This is a genomic window from Polaromonas sp. P3_B4, from assembly GCF_056402835.1.
This window is the reverse complement of the sequence record NZ_JBFUGQ010000001.1, coordinates 1,028,434-1,046,143: the sequence shown is the minus strand read 5'-3', so window position 1 is coordinate 1,046,143 and position 17,710 is coordinate 1,028,434. Positions and strand designations below refer to the sequence as shown.

General features: G+C 63.1%; 20 protein-coding genes. 3 read left to right on the top strand and 17 right to left on the bottom strand.

All coding sequences use genetic code 11. From position 1 onward, the window contains the following. The 7 genes from ppk1 to AC1DVV_RS05095 all read right to left on the bottom strand — a co-directional run bounded on the left by ppk1 (position 1) and on the right by AC1DVV_RS05095 (position 7,437). Entirely contained in the window at positions 1-2,094 is a 2,094-nt protein-coding gene (ppk1, locus tag AC1DVV_RS05125) for a polyphosphate kinase 1 (protein ID WP_477702112.1), read from the bottom strand. A 50-nt stretch (positions 2,095-2,144) separates the two neighbouring features. Further along, complete coding sequence (locus tag AC1DVV_RS05120) at positions 2,145-3,272, bottom strand: glycosyltransferase family 4 protein (RefSeq protein ID WP_477702113.1); 1,128 nt, start codon at positions 3,270-3,272, stop codon at positions 2,145-2,147. Further along, entirely contained in the window at positions 3,269-4,138 is an 870-nt protein-coding gene (locus AC1DVV_RS05115; RefSeq protein ID WP_477689024.1) for a UDP-2,3-diacylglucosamine diphosphatase, read from the bottom strand. The genes AC1DVV_RS05120 and AC1DVV_RS05115 overlap by 4 nt, the downstream gene beginning before the upstream one ends. Beyond that, complete coding sequence (locus tag AC1DVV_RS05110; RefSeq protein WP_477689023.1) at positions 4,138-5,004, bottom strand: GNAT family N-acetyltransferase; 867 nt, start codon at positions 5,002-5,004, stop codon at positions 4,138-4,140. Before AC1DVV_RS05110 ends, AC1DVV_RS05115 begins: the two co-directional genes overlap by 1 nt. A gap of 111 nt (positions 5,005-5,115) precedes the next feature. Continuing rightward, entirely contained in the window at positions 5,116-5,379 is a 264-nt protein-coding gene (locus AC1DVV_RS05105) for a hypothetical protein (RefSeq protein WP_477667213.1), read from the bottom strand. Positions 5,380-5,748: 369 nt separating this feature from the next. Further along, positions 5,749-6,255: a hypothetical protein gene (locus AC1DVV_RS05100; RefSeq protein WP_477667212.1), complete on the bottom strand. Its 507-nt coding sequence runs from the start codon at positions 6,253-6,255 to the stop codon at positions 5,749-5,751. A 54-nt stretch (positions 6,256-6,309) separates the two neighbouring features. Next, a complete protein-coding gene (locus tag AC1DVV_RS05095; protein ID WP_477702114.1) occupies positions 6,310-7,437 on the bottom strand; it encodes an MFS transporter in 1,128 nt (375 codons plus the stop codon). A gap of 75 nt (positions 7,438-7,512) precedes the next feature. Between AC1DVV_RS05095 and AC1DVV_RS05090 the strand changes: the two genes are divergently transcribed. Further along, complete coding sequence (locus AC1DVV_RS05090; protein WP_457278678.1) at positions 7,513-8,412, top strand: LysR substrate-binding domain-containing protein; 900 nt, start codon at positions 7,513-7,515, stop codon at positions 8,410-8,412. A gap of 238 nt (positions 8,413-8,650) precedes the next feature. Beyond that, the gene (locus AC1DVV_RS05085; protein ID WP_477667210.1) at positions 8,651-8,959 is read left to right on the top strand and encodes a plasmid stabilization protein; all 309 of its coding nucleotides are present in this window, start codon (positions 8,651-8,653) and stop codon (positions 8,957-8,959) included. A 366-nt stretch (positions 8,960-9,325) separates the two neighbouring features. On the opposite strand, the gene AC1DVV_RS05080 is transcribed toward AC1DVV_RS05085, so the two are convergent. The 10 genes from AC1DVV_RS05080 to AC1DVV_RS05035 all read right to left on the bottom strand — a co-directional run bounded on the left by AC1DVV_RS05080 (position 9,326) and on the right by AC1DVV_RS05035 (position 16,679). Further along, positions 9,326-9,913 (bottom strand): hypothetical protein, encoded by a 588-nt coding sequence (locus AC1DVV_RS05080; protein WP_457278680.1) that lies wholly within the window; start codon positions 9,911-9,913, stop codon positions 9,326-9,328. Between the two features lie 25 nt (positions 9,914-9,938). Continuing rightward, a complete protein-coding gene (locus AC1DVV_RS05075; protein ID WP_457278681.1) occupies positions 9,939-10,727 on the bottom strand; it encodes a DUF899 domain-containing protein in 789 nt (262 codons plus the stop codon). A 59-nt stretch (positions 10,728-10,786) separates the two neighbouring features. Beyond that, on the bottom strand, positions 10,787-11,398 hold the full coding sequence (gene gstA, locus AC1DVV_RS05070; protein WP_477667208.1) for a glutathione transferase GstA: 612 nt from the start codon (positions 11,396-11,398) through the stop codon (positions 10,787-10,789). Between the two features lie 135 nt (positions 11,399-11,533). Further along, positions 11,534-12,211, bottom strand: a complete 678-nt coding sequence (locus tag AC1DVV_RS05065) for a Vgb family protein (RefSeq protein ID WP_457278683.1) — start codon at positions 12,209-12,211, stop codon at positions 11,534-11,536. Positions 12,212-12,255: 44 nt separating this feature from the next. Next, positions 12,256-13,476 (bottom strand): helix-turn-helix domain-containing protein, encoded by a 1,221-nt coding sequence (locus AC1DVV_RS05060; RefSeq protein WP_477702115.1) that lies wholly within the window; start codon positions 13,474-13,476, stop codon positions 12,256-12,258. A gap of 37 nt (positions 13,477-13,513) precedes the next feature. Next, positions 13,514-14,359 carry a YhjD/YihY/BrkB family envelope integrity protein gene (locus AC1DVV_RS05055; protein ID WP_457278685.1) on the bottom strand — a complete coding sequence of 282 codons (846 nt, stop codon included), beginning with the start codon at positions 14,357-14,359 and terminating at the stop codon, positions 13,514-13,516. Between the two features lie 41 nt (positions 14,360-14,400). Then, on the bottom strand, positions 14,401-14,541 hold the full coding sequence (locus AC1DVV_RS05050; RefSeq protein ID WP_457278686.1) for a hypothetical protein: 141 nt from the start codon (positions 14,539-14,541) through the stop codon (positions 14,401-14,403). 86 nt (positions 14,542-14,627) lie between these two features. Continuing rightward, positions 14,628-15,218, bottom strand: coding sequence for a flavin reductase family protein (locus tag AC1DVV_RS05045; protein ID WP_457278687.1), 591 nt, complete (start codon positions 15,216-15,218; stop codon positions 14,628-14,630). Between the two features lie 89 nt (positions 15,219-15,307). Next, a complete protein-coding gene (locus tag AC1DVV_RS05040; protein ID WP_477667206.1) occupies positions 15,308-16,222 on the bottom strand; it encodes an amino acid ABC transporter substrate-binding protein in 915 nt (304 codons plus the stop codon). A 7-nt stretch (positions 16,223-16,229) separates the two neighbouring features. Further along, positions 16,230-16,679 (bottom strand): VOC family protein, encoded by a 450-nt coding sequence (locus tag AC1DVV_RS05035; RefSeq protein ID WP_457278688.1) that lies wholly within the window; start codon positions 16,677-16,679, stop codon positions 16,230-16,232. A 114-nt stretch (positions 16,680-16,793) separates the two neighbouring features. Here AC1DVV_RS05035 and AC1DVV_RS05030 point away from each other — a divergent pair, with 114 nt between their 5' ends. Further along, the gene (locus AC1DVV_RS05030) at positions 16,794-17,669 is read left to right on the top strand and encodes a LysR family transcriptional regulator (protein WP_477689016.1); all 876 of its coding nucleotides are present in this window, start codon (positions 16,794-16,796) and stop codon (positions 17,667-17,669) included. Positions 17,670-17,710: the final 41 nt, after the last annotated feature.

The following is a 17,710-nucleotide window of genomic DNA, read 5'->3' as shown; positions in this document are numbered from 1 at the left end:
TCATTTTTCCTGGTGATGGGGGGCCGAATAGCGCGCCATCAAGGCAGCCTGCGCACCGTGACGCGGGGCATCGCCCTGCGGGTTCACGCGCACGTAGGTGCCGTCGGGCTGCAAATCCCAGGCGTCTCGCCCGTCATGCAGGTAGGCCACCAGGCACTCGTCGATGATGCGCTGGCGCAGCACCGGGTCGGTCACAGGCCAGGCCAGCTCCACCCGGCGCAGCATGTTCCGGTTCATCCAGTCGGCGCTGGAAAGCAACAAGGTTTCTTCTTCCGCACAGCGGAAGTAAAACACCCGAGAGTGCTCGAGGAAGCGGCCGATGATGGAGCGCACGCGGATGTTGTCCGTCACACCGGGCACCTGCGCCGGCAGCATGCAGGCGCCGCGCACAATCAGGTCTATCTTCACGCCGCGCTGCCCTGCCCTTACCAGTGCCAGCATCAGGTCTTCGTCGGTCAGCGCGTTCATCTTGGCCACGATGCGCGTGTCTTTGCCCTGCAGGGCGGCTTCGCCCAGCGCATCGACTTTTTCGATCAGCTTGCGGTGCAGCTGGAACGGCGCCAGCAGCAAATGGTGCAGCTTGGGCAGGCGGCTCTGGCTGGCCAGGTGCACAAACACATTGTCAATGTCGGCCGTCGTCAAGGGGTCGGCCGTCAGGTAGCTCAGGTCGGTATATAGGCGGGCCGTACGCGGGTTGTAGTTGCCGGTAGACAAGTGGGCATAGCGCACCAGGCGTTTGCCTTCGCGCCGCGTCACCAGCAACATCTTGGCGTGGGTTTTGAGGCCCACCACACCGTACACCACCTGCGCACCTATCGACTCCAGCATTTCCGCCCAGTTGATGTTGGCCTCTTCATCGAAGCGCGCCTTGAGCTCCACCACCACCGTCACTTCCTTGCCGCGGCGCACGGCTTCGCGCAGCAGCACCATCAGCTCCGAGTCGGTGCCGGTACGGTAAATGGTCTGCTTGATCGCCAGTACCTGCGGATCGTTAACCGCTTCGCGCAGGAAGGCGAGCACGCCGTCAAAACTTTCAAAAGGCTGGTGAATGGAAACGTCGCCTTCCTTGAGCCGCTCAAAGAACGACTGGCCGGGCTGCAACTGGGTGGGGTAACACGCGCTGTAGCCGGGGAAGAGCAGTTTGGGGTCATTGACCAGGTCCACCAGCTGCGTCAGCCGCACCAGATTGACGGGGCCGTGAACACGGTACAGGGACTGCGTCGGCAAGTTGAATTGCCTGAGCAGGAAGCTGGCCAGGTATTCCGAACAGCCCGCGGAAACCTCCAGCCGAACAGCCTGCCCGTAATGGCGTTGCTCCAGGCCCTGGCGCAAGGCGGTGCGCAGGTTTTTCACATCGTCTTCGTCCACGGCCAGGTCGGAGTGGCGGGTCACACGGAATTGCGAAAACTGCCCCACTTCGCGGCCGGCAAACAACTCGGCCAGGTGGGCCCGAATCACGCTGGAAAGCGACACGAACAGCCGGCTCTTGTCCTTGCCGTGGGACGGCATATGAATCAGCCGCGGCAACACGCGCGGCACCTTGACGATGGCAATGTCGTTTTCGCGCCCAAACGCGTCATGGCCGCCCAGCCGCACGATGAAATTGAGCGACTTGTTCGCCACCTGCGGGAACGGATGCGAAGGGTCCAGCCCGACTGGAATCAGCAGCGGCCGCACTTCCCTTTCGAAATACGCTTTCACCCAGCGCCGCTGGGCCGTGTTGCGTTCGCCGTGCGAAACGATGCGTATGCCCTGCCGCTCAAAGGCCGGCAGCAGGTCGTCGTTGTAGAGCGAATACTGGCGCGCCACCATATCGTGGGCCGCCGCAGAAAGTGCGGCGAAAGACTGCACCGAATACAGCGCTTTTTGTTCATTGGCCTGCGCCGCCGTCAGGTGGGGCGCGGTCCGGACTTCAAAGAACTCGTCCAGGTTGGACGAGACAATGCAGAGAAACCTCAGCCGTTCCAGCAGCGGCACGTCCGGGCGCTTCGCCCAGTCCAGCACCCGCTCATTGAAGGCAAGAATGCTGTGGTCGCGGTCCAGGAACTGGACGGGTGGCGCGGCGGCGGCCACCGAGGCGGGTGAAGTGGGCATCAACAAGAGTGGTCTTTGTCATTAACAACAAGTCACAGTGTTGACCGGTTTCATGACAAAGGCGTGACAGTACTTTTGACTGATGGTGCACCCGCCTGAAGGGGTACGCAAGCACTGCCCCTGTTATTGCCGGGGTTGGCCTGAGCGCTGTTCTTCCCGGCAGTTACGAGGAAAGACTCGAAAAGCTGCGCCGCATGGGCCCAGCTGAAATCCAGCGCACGCAGGCGTGCTTCATGGCGCGGCACAGCCAAAGCGCTGTAACAAGCCTGTTGCAAATCTTCATGCATGACACCGCCATGACAGCTTCCATCGGGCTTTCCAAGCACTTCCAGCGGGCCATCGACCGGGTAGGCCGCCACCGGTGTGCCGACTGCCATGGCTTCGAGCATCACCAGACCAAAAGTTTCTGACCGGCTGGGAAAGGCGAACACATCGGCGGCGGCATAAACCTTGGCCAGCTCATCCCGGGGCAGAACGCCCATCCAGCGGACCTGCGGATAACGCTCCTTGAGTGTCGCCTCCAGGGGCCCTACCCCGCAGACCACCTTGGTCCCCGGAATGTCCAGCTTGAGGAAAGCCTCGATGTTTTTCTCATACGACACCCGGCCCACAAACAGCGACACCGGCCGCACTACGGTCCCCATGGGCGGGTACAAGCGCGCTTGCGACTCAAAGCCGAAAAGCTCCGTGTCCACGCCGTGCGTCCAGCTGCGCAGGTTCTGAAAGCCCCGCTTCTCCAGCATGCGCAACACGCCATGGGTAGGCACCATCACGCCCGACGAAGGCCTGTGAAAATGGCGGAACAGCGCGTAACCCCATGACAGCGGAATCTTCAATGCCGCATGAAGGATCTCAGGGAACTTGGTGTGAAATGCGGTGGTGAACTTCAGGCCGCGCTTGAGGCAATAGCTGCGCGCAGCCCAGCCCAGCGGGCCTTCGGTGGCAATGTGGATGGCCTCGGGTGCAAAGGCATCGAGCTTTTCGGTCAAACCACGCTTTGGGCGCACCGCCAGGTCAATGCCGGCATAACCCGGGCAAGGCCGCGTCTTGAAAAGGCCAGGCTGGATCACTTCCACCTGGTGCCCCAGTTCCTGAAGCTCCCGCACCAGTTCCACCAGGGTGGTGACCACGCCATTGACCTGCGGTTGCCAAGCATCCGTGACCAGAGCGACTCTCATGCGGTCACCGTGGAAGCCATGTGGCCGCGGCCCTGCGTCTCGTGCGCAGGTGCCCAGTGCACCAGTTCGAGCGAGCCGTCGAAGTTTTCCACGAGCGCAGTGCGGCTTTCCACCCAGTCGCCGTCATTGCAGTACAGCACGCCGTTGATGTCGCGCATCTCGGCCCGGTGGATGTGCCCGCAAACCACGCCCTGGTGGCCGCGGCGGCGGGCTTCATTGGCCACGGCCTCTTCAAAGTCGGTGACGTAATTGAGCGCGCTCTTGACCTTTTGCTTCAAGTAGGCCGACAGCGACCAGTACGGCAGGCCCAGGCGGGCGCGCAGGCTGTTGAGGTGGCGGTTGAGTTTGAGTGTGAATTCATAGAGGTTGTCGCCCACGTAGGCCAGCCACTTGGCGCACTGCACCACCGCGTCGAAGTAGTCGCCGTGGATGATCCACAACTGGCGACCGTCGGCGGTGGTGTGCACGGCTTCATCGATCACCTCGATGCCGCCGAACTGGTTACCAATAAATTCACGCGCAAACTCATCATGGTTGCCCGGCACATAAACCACGCGGCAGCCTTTTCGGGCGCGACGCAGCAGTTTTTGCACCACGTCGTTGTGCGACTGCGGCCAGTACCAGCGGCGGCGCAGCTGCCAGCCATCGACGATGTCACCCACGAGGTACAGGTTGTCGCTCGGGTGGGCCTTCAGAAAATCCAGCAGCGCGGCCGCCTGGCAGCCGGGCGTGCCCAGGTGGATGTCGGAAATAAAGATGGTGCGATAGCGCTTGCGCAGCGAGTCGTCGTCATCGCCATCACGATCGTCGTTGTTCGCGACTAAGCCATTGCCCAGCGCGCCCATGGCGTCAAACATGCTGCGCATCAGGCCTCCGAAGGGCTGCCCGACACAGGCTTGCCGGAGAAATGCTTGAGGTAGCGCGGCGGCAGGTCGGCGATGCGCATCATCATGGGCAGGTCGGCCGAATTGAAGTCCGGGTCCCAGGCGGGTGCGCCCAGCACCTTGGCACCCAGGCGCAAATAGCCCTTGATCAGCGCGGGCGGTTCCACGTCCAGCGTGTCGTCCAGTCGCTCCACCGGCAGCGCCAGACGCGGCGTCACGCGGTATTCAATGGGTGCCAGATGCGTTTCGCGCACCTGGCGCCAGATGCTGGCGGCCGCGTGCCCGCTGGAAACGCCGTTGTGCTGCATCGGAATGCTGGCGCAGCCAATCATCGTATCCAGCTGGTTGCGCGCCATGAATTCAGCCAGCGCACCCCACAGCGCCAGGATGACGCCGCCGTGGCGGTGGTCGGCATGCACGCAGCTGCGGCCCAGCTCAACCATGCGTTCACGCAGGGAGCGCAGGCGGGTCAGGTCGAATTCGGTGTCGCTGTAGGTACTTCCCACGCGCCTGGCCTGGGTCGGCGTCAACACGCGATAGGTACCTATGACTTCCTGGCTGTCGGCATCACGCACCAGCAGGTGTTCGCAATAGTCGTCAAACAGGTCGACGTCGTGGCCGGGCAGCACCTTGGAAAGATTGGCACCCATCTCGAGCGCAAAAACCTGGTACCTCAGGCGCTGTGCCTGCCGGACCTCGTCCTGGTGCCGGGCCCAGCTGACCGTGATTTTCCCCACGGCAGGCCTTTGAACAACGGCGGGAATGACAGCATGACCGCTTTGATGAAGTGACCCCCGTGGCATTGCGACTGGCGACAATGCAAAGGTGGGATTGGGCAGTTCTTTCATGGCTAACTCCTTGTTTCCTGGTGTCTCAACAACTTCGGCAACTCATCAACTCGACAATTCAGCAACTTCAAATCGCGCTGTAAAAAAGCCCCAAAAAAGGGGCTTTGACTCTCAATCACCGGCGGTCAGCGAAACCACCTTGTCACGTCGCCCCAAACCGGCGGCCAGCATCGGCCGCGCATTCGAAAGACCCTCAAGCCAGGGCCGGGTGCCCGCCTTGAAGCGCAGGCCGCCCGGGCTGTTCGCCAGGGCTTGTGCGGTGCAGCGCAGGATGCGCAGGCACTGCTTGTTGAAATCCTGGATGCCGCTGCTCAAGGTGCGGCTGGGGCCCTGCGCCTGTCCGTCATTCATCGGGTGCTCCGTCATGCTGGTCATGGCGTGATTCTGGGAGCCGGGGGTGACGCGTTCGTGTCAGTTCAATGGCAGTTGTGTGACACGGGAAGAAATTCGCGTCGTGTGGCGGGCACGCATCGGCCGCCTCGACGGCTCAGGAGACCGTTTTTTCGGCAATCCCTCCACGGCAAGGCGCAGCCCTGCCTTGGCCTTGCAACCTCACCACCGTGCCGGCGCATGAGTACGGACAAACGGCAAAAGAGAACGGACATGCCAGAGATGACAAATCGGACATCCCTGGATTGGCTAAAACAGAAATCGTCGTCCCTGTAAAGCGACGAGTAGTTGCCATCGGCAATCGATCCAAACAGCGGTAAATCGACCGGGTGGACGGCCGCCTGCGCAACGCAGTTAGGAGCCTGTCGCGTACCTCGTTGCCAACAGCACTTCGAGCCTCTTTGTTATGGCCTCGCATTCGTCCGCCTCCAGACGGCTGAACTGAGCTGCCCAGGCTTTGGATGAAGCAAATTTTGGAAACTGCGGAGGTTCGCCCCATTGCCAATCGGGGTGACTCGCTGTCGGGCTTCTCCCAAAAATGTGGAGATGCATTTTCCGGTGAAGTTGAGGGGTTTTCGGTCCGGGTGGATGCGCCAGTTCGTTGAGCGCGTTGTTACCTGCCTCCCAGTAGTTCAGGCACCCTCCGGCGAGTTGGGGCAGTGTTTCCAGCATGGCTCTTGCGGTGGCTGCGACCAGGCAGCCCCATAGCGCCAGTTCATTGGGCGTCAATTCACTTCTTTCCCACACCGGCCGGGGCGGATTGACCAGCAAATGTCCGCCATCGCTTCGATGGTTCATCGGGCTGACGGGTAACGCGACCGTGCCCCCGGCGCAATTGATGAGTGTGTGGTGAATGTCCAAGTGAAAATCTCCAAAAGAAACGAGAGAATGAAGAGAGTGGCATCGGATTCGCGCTCAGTCGCTGCGCTGCCTCAGGCAGGCCATGGCGGTGGCCGAAAGAAGAAGTGCAGCAACGCCGTAAATCCATGCGGAGGGCACGATGGGCAACAACAGGCCGGCCAGCACCGGACCTGCGCCGGCGCCCATGTCGCGCCAGACCGAGCGTGTGGCGAGGGCTTGTATGCGTCCGGGTCCCGGCGTGCGCAGTGCAACCAGCGGCGGCAGCAGCGGCAACAGCAAGGCACGTAAAACCACGATGGCAAGTGCGCAAGTCCACAGCCAGCCGAAACCAAAGCCCACCAGGGCAACAGAAGTGAGCACGGAGAAGGTCACCATAAGAACTTCGACGCCATGCTTTTCAGCCATGTATCCGCCGGCAGAACTCAAGACAATTTCCGCCAGGTAACGGACCGACAGCAGAAGCCCCGCCACGATGACCGGGTTGCCGGGCAACAGGTCACGGCCCAGATAAGAGAGGCCGATGATGAACAGGCCGTCCAGCACCAGGCCTTCCGTGAAGGAAAAGATGTCCAGCCCGCCCGGGAGCCTGATTCCTGTTTTTCGTGGTGCCGGCTCGGCATGTGCGGCGGTTGGCAGCTGCCGTGCGACCAGCAAGGCACTCAACGCAACAGCCGCGAACAGGAAAAAAATAACTTTAGGGCCAAACCAAAGCGCACACACGCCGCCCAAAGGAAGGGCAAGCATGGGCCCCAGTGCCGTGAATGCGCGGGATCGCCCTGCCCGACGCGCAGCGCCCGCCGGTTCGGCGGTGGCCAATGCCTGGGTGGCCAGGTTCAGGGCTGCGAAGGCCAGGCCCCACAAGAGCCGCAAGAACAACAGGGCGACGAACCCGGTCAGCATCGCGTAACCCAGCGCGCACACCGCGGCCGCTAGCGCCGCCAGTGAGCAGGTGAGCCGTTCACCGTTGCGGGCGTAAAACCTTGCCACTGCTCCGTAGCCCGCAATGCGCACCAGGCGGTTAGCGGCCAGGAGAATGCCCGCTTCGGGCAAGGTGACGCCAAACGCAGGAGCGAACATCGGCAGGAGCAGGTAGAGCACCGTGTCCCCCGGAAGTGATAGCCCGAGCACCATGGCGGCATGGCGCGAGTTGCGGTCGGAAGTAGAAGCCGTGATCTGTTGCATGGCTTGTATGGTGCGCAGGGCTGCCTCTCTCGACAAACGATATTAGTGCGCGGCACGTGTGAGAAAATTGCACACATGTTGCCTCGCCTGCCTCCGTTGAACGCGGTCCGCGCTTTCGCTGCGGCGGCGCGCCATCAGAGTTTCAGCCGGGCCGCCCTGGAATTACATGTGACGCACGGCGCCATCAGCCGCCAGATCAAGGCGCTGGAAACCTATCTTGGCGTGGACCTGTTCGAGCGGAAAACCCGGCAAGTTCTTCTGACGGCAGCCGGCCATCAGTTCCATACGCAGGTGGGGCCCGCACTCGGGCAGATTGGCGCAGCCGCCGAATCACTCAGGGGTGGTACACCATTGCGCGCCGTCAAGATCAACGTCCGGCCCACGTTCGCGGTGCGCTGGCTGATTCCAAGGTTGTCAGCGTTCGTGGCAAAGCACCCAGACATCGAACCGCAGGTGATGACCAGCACCTTGCCGCCGGACAAAGCGGTGGATGAATTCGATCTGGCCATCCGGCGGAGCACCAAGGGGTGGCCGCCGGCGATGCAGATTCATCCATTTCTGGAAGACGAAGTTCTTGTTGTGGGGTCGCCTGCACTGTTTGCCAGCCGCCCCGTCACCGGCCCGCACTCTTTGGCGTCCCATGTCCTGCTGCTATCCAAATCGCGCAACCATGATTGGGAAAACTGGAAAAAGCAGGTGAACGCACCAGAGCTCAATCCAGCCAGTTGCCTGCAATTTGACCATTTGCACTTTGTGCTTCAGGCCGCCGTCGACGGGCTGGGTTTTGCCTTGGCGCCGGTATCGCAAATTACCCATGACATGGCGGCGGGGCGGTTGATGAGCCCTTTGCCGGAATTGCGGATGGCGCTGGGTCGCCACTATTTTGGCCTTGCGCCCAATGCCGCCCCGGAGACGCAGCAGTTTGTGCAGTGGCTGATGGATGAACTGAACGCCACGCCTTCGGCGGAAGATTGAGATCGGCCGCGGCGGCAGCCCCCTGCCGCCATGGAACTCGGGGTTGCGATGCGCGTGGCGGCGAAGCGCCTGCGGCAACGTCGCGACGTAGGAGATCACCGACCTTTTTTCGGGAATGTCGCGCGCGAAGCGCCCTGCCCCGGCGCAGTATTTTCAAGCTCTCGCCATCACAGCGGCCGCCATCACAGCGGCCATCACAGCGATCACGGCGAAGAAAATCCAGCCAAGGAGAACCGACATGCCCAGAGGCGACAAATCTGCCTACACCGACAAGCAAAAGCGCCAGGCTGAACACATTGAAGAAGGCTACGAAGACCGCGGCGTCGGCAAGGAAGAAGCCGAGCGCCGCGCCTGGGCCACCGTCAACAAGGAAACCGGCGGCGGCAAGAAGTCCGGATCGGGCCGCGGCAAGGCAGAAAACCATGCACCGTCCCGAAAAGGCGGGCGCCTTGGCGGCGCAGCCGCAGCTTCCCGCACGGCGCAAGAGCGGTCAGCCTCCGCCAAAAAAGCCGCAGCCACCCGCAAGCGGAATGCGGCCAGGAAATAGCCCCGCCGGGTGTGTTCCAGCTGCAGGCGGTCGAAATGGCTGCGCACGGCGCGGCGAAATCGCTATTGTTTTGATAGCTGCTCGCGCCCGTCCATATTGCCTCGAAGGGCTAAATTACCCCTAAAAACGGGCCCTCAAGGCACCCAAAAAGGCGCTTAGGCAGAGGAAAAAACATCGAAATGCTCAAAAACTGCCGTTTTTTTGCCTGTTTCGGGCATCAAATCGCGCTCAAGCCCAATAGGGATATGCGCAAGCAGCTATAGAAAAGATAGCAAATCAAACAGCACCCAGACAGTGGAAGCAGCAACTACCTCGGCCATGGCAGCCTGCGGAGCCTGGCCAGCGCTTCGCGCAGCCACATCACCATCAGCGCTGCGCCGGAGGCCGTACCCGCATGCGAGCGTTGATCACACGGACTCCGGCATCCAGACCACGGCAAACCCCGGTGGCGACCAGACCGGTAACGGCAAGCATCGCGGCGGTATGAACGCCTACCGCCGCGAGGGCCAGCGCCAGCGGTCCTGACCCTGCCAGCTCCGCAGCCCGCGCCTCCCCTGCGCACAACGGGATCAGGGCCGGCACCAGCATCAAGCCGGCGCCGTGCGCGGTGGACATCATGAAAGACCAGAGCGCCAGCCCGGCGTGCCCCGCTGGTGCGCGCGCCGCCCTGGGTGCGCGGCCCGACAGGTGAACCACGGCGAAGGCGGCCAGCAGGCCGCCTGCCAGGACCTGCAGCGTGAAGCGATCCAGCGTCAGGCCCCCTGCCACCGCGCCGGCCACCAGCGCGACCGAAGCGGTGTGCCCGGCCGCAATCGGCAGCAGCGCCCACAGCGCCTGCGACCGGTCGCGTGCGCGCACGCCCCACGCGGCGGCGAGCGCCCAGCCGGTGGCGGGGTTCAGCCCATGAAGGGCGCCGACCCCTGCCACCACAAGCCACGGCCAAAGGCTTGACATGATGGGCGCACCGTTCGCGGACTGCTCAGGCCTTCGTGCTGCAGCACGAATCGGCTTCGGGCGCGGGCGTGAATGCGGACGCGGTTTCGTAGCGGTCGTGGTGGCGCACCCAGTCCATCTTGTAAAACCCGTCATGCTCGTCCCGGCCCTTGGGCGTGAGGTCCAGCATGTTGTAGGTGCCCATCATCACTTCCACACCGCGACCGTAGGTCGAGTAGGTGTGGAAGACTTCGCCCGCGTCGTCCTTGTAGAACAGGCTGATGCCGGGCGCTTCTTCGGCCGGGAATTCGGTCATGCCGTAGTTGTAGTTGACGGTGCCGTTGACCCTTTCCTCGGGCTTGAAGCTCACGTGGAAGTCGTAGTTGAAGTCGCTGCTGTTTGAAGAGACCCACTTGAAGGCCCAGCCCATGCGGCGGCGAAAACGCTCGATCTCAGGCAGCGTTGCGCGCGAGACGGCCACAAAACTCACGTCGCGGTGCGCCAGGTGGATCTTCATGCCTTCAGTGTGGTCGGCCATGTAAGAGCAGCTCGGGCAGCCCTGCTCCCAGCCCGGCCCGAACATGAAGTGCTGCACCATCAGCTGGCGGCGCCCTTCAAACAGGTCGGCAAGCGAGCGTTTGCCTTCGGGCGTGTCAAAGACGTAGTTTTTTTCGACGCGGACCCAGGGGAGCGCACGGCGCTCGCCGGCGATCCGGTCGCGCAGGCGTGTCAGTTCTTTCTCCTGCGCCAGCAGCGTCTTGCGCTCGGCCAGCCATTTGTCTCTGGACACGACGGAGTGCTTCATGGGGGATGTTTCGGTCACGGTGGTATTCATGGTGTTCTCCTGGGTTAAACGAGTGGGTGATTCAGTGAATGAAAGGCAGGTGGTCGGGATCAGGCAACGGCCGGTTGTTCACGGCGCATCGCCGTCTGCACGGCAGGCCGGGCCGCGATGCGTGCCTGGAACGCCAGCAGGTTCGGGAAGGCCGACAGGTCCAGCTTGACGAACTCCGCCCAGCGCGTGACCACAAACAAATAGGCATCGGTCACCGTGAAACGGTCGCCCAGCAGGAACGGCGTGCGGCCCAGCGTGGTTTCCAGCAGACGGTAGTGTTTGTGCAGATGGGTCATGCGTGCGCTGCGAACCTCATCGCTGCAAGCCGGGTTGAACAGCGGCATGTAGCCTTGGTGCAGCTCTGAATTGATGTACCCCAGCATCTCCTGCAGGCGATAGCGCGCCATGCTGCCGCTGGCGGGCGCCAGCTTCGCCTCAGGCTTCAGGTCGGCAAGGTATTGCACAACGGCGGGGCCTTCCGTCAGCAGGCTGCCGTCATCCAGCTGGAGCACAGGCACCAGACCTTTGGGGTTGATGGCGAGAAAGTCTTCGCCGTGCTCGGTGCGTTTTGCGACCACGTCGACCTTCACGAGTTCGATGGCAAGGCCCAACTCATTGGCCACGATGTGCGGCGACAAAGAACAGGCGGACGGGCTGTAGTAAAGCTTCATGGTTTTCTCCTTGGCTCGGTGAGCCGTTTGCTTGGGTTTGTGTTGCGTGGGTCAATGCGCTGCCCGACCCGTGCTGGTAACAGGTGCGCTCGTTATCGGTCCTGGTGACCGAATGGGGTTATGCGGCCAGGCGGGCTACGCGGCCTTCGCGGCTTTCGGTCGTCGCACGGCACGGACTTTTCCGCTCTTGCCGCCGCCCGCATAAAAGAGGTCCGCGCCGTCGGACTCCAGGCCGCTGACGCCGGTGCCCTTCGGCATTTCCAGCCGTTCGATCACGGCGCCGCTTTTCGGGTCGATGCGGCGGATCTCGCTGTCGTCGCCCTCCCAGGTGCCGTGCCAGAGCTCGCCGTCCACCCAGGTCACGCCGGTGACGAAGCGGTTCGATTCAATCGTGCGCTGGATGGCGCCTGTCTTCGGGTCAACCTGGTGGATCTTGCGGTCGCGGTACTGGCCCACCCACAGGCTGCCTTCGGCCCAGGTCAGGCCCGAGTCGCTGCCGCTGCCGGGCGCCGGTATGGACGCCACCACCTTGCCGGTGGCGGGGTCAATCTTGTCGATACGCGTCTCAGCAATCTGGTAGAGGTGTTTGCCGTCGAAGGCGGTACCGGCGTCACCGGCGCACTCCAGCGTGCGCGTCTGCTCACCGCTGGCGGGGTCGAAGGCGACGATCCTGGCGCCGGTGGCGGCCCAGACACGCTGGCCGTCATGCGTGACACCGGCGACGTCGTTGACACCGGGGAAGCTGTACTCGCGCACGATTTCGGCGGGGCGCGCCTTGGGTTCGGGTTTTGCGGTGAGGGTCTTGCGGGTCATCGTTGCTCCTTGTCGCGCCATCAATCAGCGCCATGGAGTCAACTCTATCCAATCGGCAGCGAAGCAGGGAGTAACAAGATCGTCGTGAATCCCGCCAGCGGCGGCGCCAGCCAGCGCTGTGCCCGTGCCCGCCCGATGGAACGCACCCGCCCGCCGGCTTCCAGATCGGCCAGCGCCCGCTGCACGGTGCGCTGGCTTGCCCCCACGGCCAGCGCCAGGGCCGAGGTGGACCAGGCCGCGCCGTCCGACAGCAGCGCCACCAGCGAGGCCTGCTCGCCGTCAATGGGCGGTGCCAGCACAGCCACGTCGCGCCCCGCCAGCGGCTTCAGGATGAAGCCCCGCTCGGTAGCCTCGATGCTTGCGAGTGTTTTGACGAGCGCGCGCAGGCGGCTGATCTCCACCCGCAGGCGCGCCCTGTGCGTCTCGTCGGGGCGCCTGGTGCGAAAGGCGAATTCGATCAGCGCTTCGCGGCTCACATCACCAGGCCATGCTTCGGCGAGTGAACGCGCCAGGGAGAACAACACCGGCCGGCGCGCCAGCGGCCGCCACTGGTCTCCCGCGCCCAGCCCGCGGCGGCAGGCGTCGACCACCAGCGCGTCCGAGGCCAGGAGCGCCGAGACCTCGTCGAGGCGCAGCGCCTGCTCGCCCCCGGCGGTGAGGCGCCGGGCGGCGGGCCTGTCAAGTGCAGTGCGCGCTTCAGTGACTTCGGCCATCAGCGCGGGAACCTGCGCCCGCTCTTCCGCCGCGTGCGCGCGCGCCAGCGCCATGCGCGCCTCACCGACGCGGAGCGATCGCAATGCCAGCTCGGCGGATGTGAGTTCGGCCACGGCCCGCAGCGAAGGCGGCAGGCCGCGCGCATCCAGCTTCGCCAGCGCCGCTGCGGCCTCATCAAGCCGGCCTAGCAGCAACAGCCGCCGTGCCGTGATGAGCCACGCCTGCAGCGCGTTGGCCGTATCGGCGTGCGCCTCCAGCGTGGCTGCCGCAGCCGCAAGTGCGCGTGGTGAGCCGGCGAAGTCGCGCATGGCCATCGCCACCTCGGCTTCTGCCACAACGCAGCGTGCACGCGCCAGTTCTTCATGGGCACCGAAACCGCGGGCCGCGCGGCGAAGGAGTTCGCGGGCACGCGGGTGCTCGCCCAACTGGGCCATGGCGATGCCGCGCAGAGCCAGAGCCGGCGGGTCGTCGCGCAGGGCGACGTGCTTGAGCGCGCCCAGCGCATCGCCGGCGGCCAGCGCGCGTGCGGAAGCGGCAATCAGAGAATCCATGGCAAGAGGCTACACGGCCTGGCCGACGCCAGCCAGGTCAGGCCCGTGACAGCCGCCGCGCCGGCTGCGCCCCGGCGCGCGGCAGGCTGGCGCTGACCAGCGCCGCGGCCAGCGTGACCAGCCACGAGTAATACACCCACACCAGAAAAGCCAGCAGCGGCGCGAAGGCGCCGTAGATCGTGCGGTAGGTGGGCACGTTGGCCAGGTAAATCGCGAAGCCGTACTTGCCCAGCTCAAAGGCAATACCGGCCAGCAGGCCACCCGCGATCGCATGACTCCACCGCACGACAGTGTTCGGCACGAAGCGGAACAGGCAGGTGAAGCCGATGGCGCTCAGAATGGCGGGCCCCAGGTTAATGGCATGCGGCACCCAGGCAGGCCGCGCGCCCACCAACCCGCTGGAAGCCGCCACCAGATAAGACGCAGCCCACAGGCTGGCGCCGATGAGCACCGGCCCCGTGAGCAGCATGCCTGCGTACAAAGCCAGTCGGCGCAGCACGGGGCGTGACTTCTTCACCTGCCATATGCGGTTCAGCGTGTTTTCCATGCTCAGCAGCAGCGTCAGGGCCGACACCAGCAGCAGCGCAAAGCCCACCAGCGTGAGGCCATTGGCATTGCCCGCAAACTGCGCCAGGTGCTTCAGCACCGTCTTGGCGATGCCCTCCGGCAACAGGCCGCGCAGCAGGTGCTCGCGAATCGCGTCACCGGTGGCGTGCAAGGCTGGCGTGCGCGCGAACAGCGCGAAGCTCACCGCCAGCATCGGCACCATGGACATCACCATCGTGAACGTGAGGCCGCCCGCCGCCTGGGCGATGCGTTCTTCCCGGCCACGCTGCAAGAGGCGAGTGATCAGGTTGCCCTGGTTTCGGCTTGTGGTCGCCATGGAATCGATGGGCTCGCGCCGGTCAGGAAGTGCCGGCTCGCTCAGCCCAGCAGGCGAAACAAGCCATAGAGAGAGAGAAGTCCCGATGTCACCAGAAGTCCGGTTTTCACCGAACGGGCACCGACCAATGCGCCGATGATGCTGCAAGCCAGGATGGCGCCGAGGATGTAGGTTGTTTTCATGCCCGCAATGGTAAAGCCTTCGCCTGGCCCAGGATGCCGTGCGGGGAAGGTTGTGGGGCGAAACCAACTCCTGATTGACGATGGCCTCAGGGTATTTTTGTCGCCACGTCACCGGCACGAAACATTCCCGCCGGTCTGACGAAATTCCCGCCCCCCAGATGATGAATCGTCTGCAGATCGAGGTTGTCATCGCCGAAGCGCCAGTGCCCCTGCTGGAACACACGCTCATCGGCAGCGGCAGCGACCACCTCCGCAAAGCAGGTGTCGTACGCGTCTTCGGTATGCGGCTCGCGGATCAGGCGGCACTCCAGCCATGCCGCGCAGCCCTCCTCCAGCAAGGGCATGCCGAGCACCGGCCCCGTGCGGGCCTTCAAGCCGTATTGCGCAAACTTGTCGCCCGTGCGGCCGGACTGACTGCCGACCGCATGCGTCAAGCCGGCCAGGGCCGTGCATGGAAGGCATATGCCGAAGCCGCCGCTGGCGGTGATGAGTTCACGCGTATAGGTTTTCTTGTCGATCACGATGGCAATGCGAGGCGGCGTGAACTCCACGGGCATCGACCAGGCGGCGGCCATCACGTTGCGCGCCGTGCCGTGCGCGCTCGTCACCAAAACCGTTGGGCCGTGATTGATCAGGCGGCTGGCGTGTGCGAGGGCGACTTCCTTGAAGTGTGTCATGTCATTTCTTCCCGGTGCGTTTCGATGCTGCCGATTATGTTGGGGCCGATGCGTTTCAGGGCGGGCTGCTCCCCTCGCCCTCTTCCTCACTACTTCTTCGTGTAGTCTTCCAGCGGCTTGTCGCTCAGGTTGGCCCATGCCGCCCTGGTCAGCTCCGATGCGGGCATGCCTACCTGCGTGTTGTTCGGCGGTATCGGCTGGACAAACCATTTTTCATAGAGCTTCGCCACCTCCCCGCTTTTCGCCATTCTGGCGATGCTGGCGTCCACCGCCTGTTTAAAGGATGCATCCCCTTTGGGCAGCATGATGGCAATCGGCTCGACGCTCAGGACTTCTTTCAGCACCACATAGTTTTTCGGCTGTTTTGACTGGGAAATCATGGTGGCCAGGATCTGGCCGTCCGCCACGAACGCTTCGGCCCGGTCATTTTCAAGAAGCAGGAAACCTTCGCTGTTGTCCTTGCCATAAACCTCCTTGAAGTCGACGCCCGCCGCGCGTTCGTGCTTGCGGATAAGCTGAACGGCCGTGGCGCCAGATGTGGCCGACACAGTCCTGTTGGCAAGCTGGGACAGGCTGGTGATTCCGGTCCTGGTTTTGGTGGCGACCCGGACTTCTTCAATATAGAGCGTCGGTGCGAAGGCAACATCCTTTTGGCGTGCGGCGTTGTTCGTCGTTGTCCCGCACTCCAGGTCTACCGTACCGTTTTGAACCAGAGGGATCCGGTTTTGCGCGGTGACAGACTGAAAGCGCACGTCCAGCTTCGCCAGGCCCAGCTGTTTCTGGATATCCGCGATCACCCTTTTGCAGATGTCCACATGAAACCCTGTGTATTCGCCGGCCCCCAGCGTATAGGACATGGCGCCGGAGGCTTCACGGACGCCCATGGTGACGGCTGCCGTCTCCTTGATCTTCTTGAGCGTGTCGATTGGCTGCGCGGTGGCCGCAGCTCCCGCCAGGGTGAACGCTGCGGCAATGCCCGAACAGGCTACCAATTTCATCATCATGCCTCCTTCACTTGGCAAACAGGCTGTCGAGCGTGGCGAAGGCTTTGAACTCGATTGCGTTTCCGGACGGGTCGAGGAAGAACATGGTGGCCTGTTCACCGGGCTCACCCTTGAAGCGGACGTAGGGTTCGATGACGAACTGCGTGCCCGCCGCTTTCAATCGGGCCGCCAGGACATCCCACTCGGGGAGGGACAGGATCGCGCCGAAGTGGCGAACGGGAACATTGTGGCCGTCAACGGCGCTGGTCTGGCGGTGGCCGCATTCGTCGGGCGCCAGGTGCGCCACGATCTGGTGGCCGTAGAAGTTGAAGTCGACCCATTCGCTGGAGCTGCGGCCTTCGGGGCAGCCCAGTAATTCACCGTAAAACCGGCGTGCGACGGCGAGGTCGTGGACAGGGAATGCCAGATGAAACGGCGGGAGCGCTTTGGCGGGAGTGGTTGCGTTTTGCGGGGTCATCGAAAGCCTCTTTGAGTCGTGGAAGCCGCACTTTAGGTCGATTGATGCACTTTGCAAAACGATATATATTCAATCTGAGAATCAATAATTTCGATGAATTAACGAGAAACCCGTGTGATTACCGAATTGAAAACCTTGATCGCGGTGGTGCGTTACGGAGGCTTTTCTGCCGCCGGCGGCCAGATTGGACTGACCCAGTCCGCCGTGAGCAGCCAGATCCAGCGGCTGGAAGAATCCCTCGGGCTGGCGCTCTTTGACCGGACACGGCGTTCCGCAGTGCTCAACGAAGAGGGTGCCAGGGTGCTCGCGCGTGCCGAAGAGATTGTTCTGCTGTTCTCAAAGCTGGGCGATGCGGGCACCGATGACGAGCTTGCCAGCACCTTGCGGATCGGCGCCATTGCATCTGTTCAGTCTTCGGTGCTTCCCCGTGCGCTGGCGGCACTGAGGAAGGAAAACCCGAAACTGCCCGTCCATATCGCCCCCGGCGTGTCCATGAAGCTGATGGACCAGCTCGACAGTGCTGAGATCGACGCGGCGGTGATGATCCGGCCTCCGTTCGGCATCCTGCCGGAAATGACCTGGCAAACCTTGATGTACGAACCCTTCAAGTTGCTCGTGCGCAAGGAAATCAAAGGGCGGGACTGGCGCGCATTGCTCCAGTCGCAGCCTTTTTTGCGCTACGAACGCACGTCTTTCGGTGGGCGTCTGGTGACCCGGTTCCTGCGCGAGAACAAACTGGCGGTGCAGGACTCCATCGAGCTTGACGAGATCACGGGTCTGATGAACCTTGTCGCCGAAGGCCTGGGAGTTGCGCTAGTGCCGATGGTGGAGGCCTACCTGCCCATGCCACCGGGTGTGCGCGCAATCTCCCTGGGTGAAAAGACTTTTTACCGCGAGATCGGCATCCTGCGCAAAGGCATGAGTTCCCGCCGGCGCGTCACGCAGGCCCTGGAAAGATGTCTTCGCGAGGCCCTGTCGCCGCCTGTTTGATAAAGTTTTTTGCCATCAAGATCGGCAGCGCTTGTGGCGCC

Excerpts from the sequence above, each read along its gene's own strand:
- ppk1 (WP_477702112.1), bottom strand. The coding sequence starts at position 2,094 with ATGCCCACTTCACCCGCCTCGGTGGCCGCCGCCGCGCCACCCGTCCAG.
- AC1DVV_RS05120 (WP_477702113.1), bottom strand. The coding sequence starts at position 3,272 with ATGAGAGTCGCTCTGGTCACGGATGCTTGGCAACCGCAGGTCAATGGC.
- AC1DVV_RS05115 (WP_477689024.1), bottom strand. The coding sequence starts at position 4,138 with ATGCGCAGCATGTTTGACGCCATGGGCGCGCTGGGCAATGGCTTAGTC.
- AC1DVV_RS05110 (WP_477689023.1), bottom strand. The coding sequence starts at position 5,004 with ATGAAAGAACTGCCCAATCCCACCTTTGCATTGTCGCCAGTCGCAATG.
- AC1DVV_RS05105 (WP_477667213.1), bottom strand. The coding sequence starts at position 5,379 with ATGACCAGCATGACGGAGCACCCGATGAATGACGGACAGGCGCAGGGC.
- AC1DVV_RS05095 (WP_477702114.1), bottom strand. The coding sequence starts at position 7,437 with ATGCAACAGATCACGGCTTCTACTTCCGACCGCAACTCGCGCCATGCC.
- AC1DVV_RS05090 (WP_457278678.1), top strand. The coding sequence starts at position 7,513 with ATGTTGCCTCGCCTGCCTCCGTTGAACGCGGTCCGCGCTTTCGCTGCG.
- AC1DVV_RS05085 (WP_477667210.1), top strand. The coding sequence starts at position 8,651 with ATGCCCAGAGGCGACAAATCTGCCTACACCGACAAGCAAAAGCGCCAG.
- AC1DVV_RS05080 (WP_457278680.1), bottom strand. The coding sequence starts at position 9,913 with ATGTCAAGCCTTTGGCCGTGGCTTGTGGTGGCAGGGGTCGGCGCCCTT.
- AC1DVV_RS05075 (WP_457278681.1), bottom strand. The coding sequence starts at position 10,727 with ATGAATACCACCGTGACCGAAACATCCCCCATGAAGCACTCCGTCGTG.
- gstA (WP_477667208.1), bottom strand. The coding sequence starts at position 11,398 with ATGAAGCTTTACTACAGCCCGTCCGCCTGTTCTTTGTCGCCGCACATC.
- AC1DVV_RS05065 (WP_457278683.1), bottom strand. The coding sequence starts at position 12,211 with ATGACCCGCAAGACCCTCACCGCAAAACCCGAACCCAAGGCGCGCCCC.
- AC1DVV_RS05060 (WP_477702115.1), bottom strand. The coding sequence starts at position 13,476 with ATGGATTCTCTGATTGCCGCTTCCGCACGCGCGCTGGCCGCCGGCGAT.
- AC1DVV_RS05055 (WP_457278685.1), bottom strand. The coding sequence starts at position 14,359 with ATGGCGACCACAAGCCGAAACCAGGGCAACCTGATCACTCGCCTCTTG.
- AC1DVV_RS05050 (WP_457278686.1), bottom strand. The coding sequence starts at position 14,541 with ATGAAAACAACCTACATCCTCGGCGCCATCCTGGCTTGCAGCATCATC.
- AC1DVV_RS05045 (WP_457278687.1), bottom strand. The coding sequence starts at position 15,218 with ATGACACACTTCAAGGAAGTCGCCCTCGCACACGCCAGCCGCCTGATC.
- AC1DVV_RS05040 (WP_477667206.1), bottom strand. The coding sequence starts at position 16,222 with ATGATGATGAAATTGGTAGCCTGTTCGGGCATTGCCGCAGCGTTCACC.
- AC1DVV_RS05035 (WP_457278688.1), bottom strand. The coding sequence starts at position 16,679 with ATGACCCCGCAAAACGCAACCACTCCCGCCAAAGCGCTCCCGCCGTTT.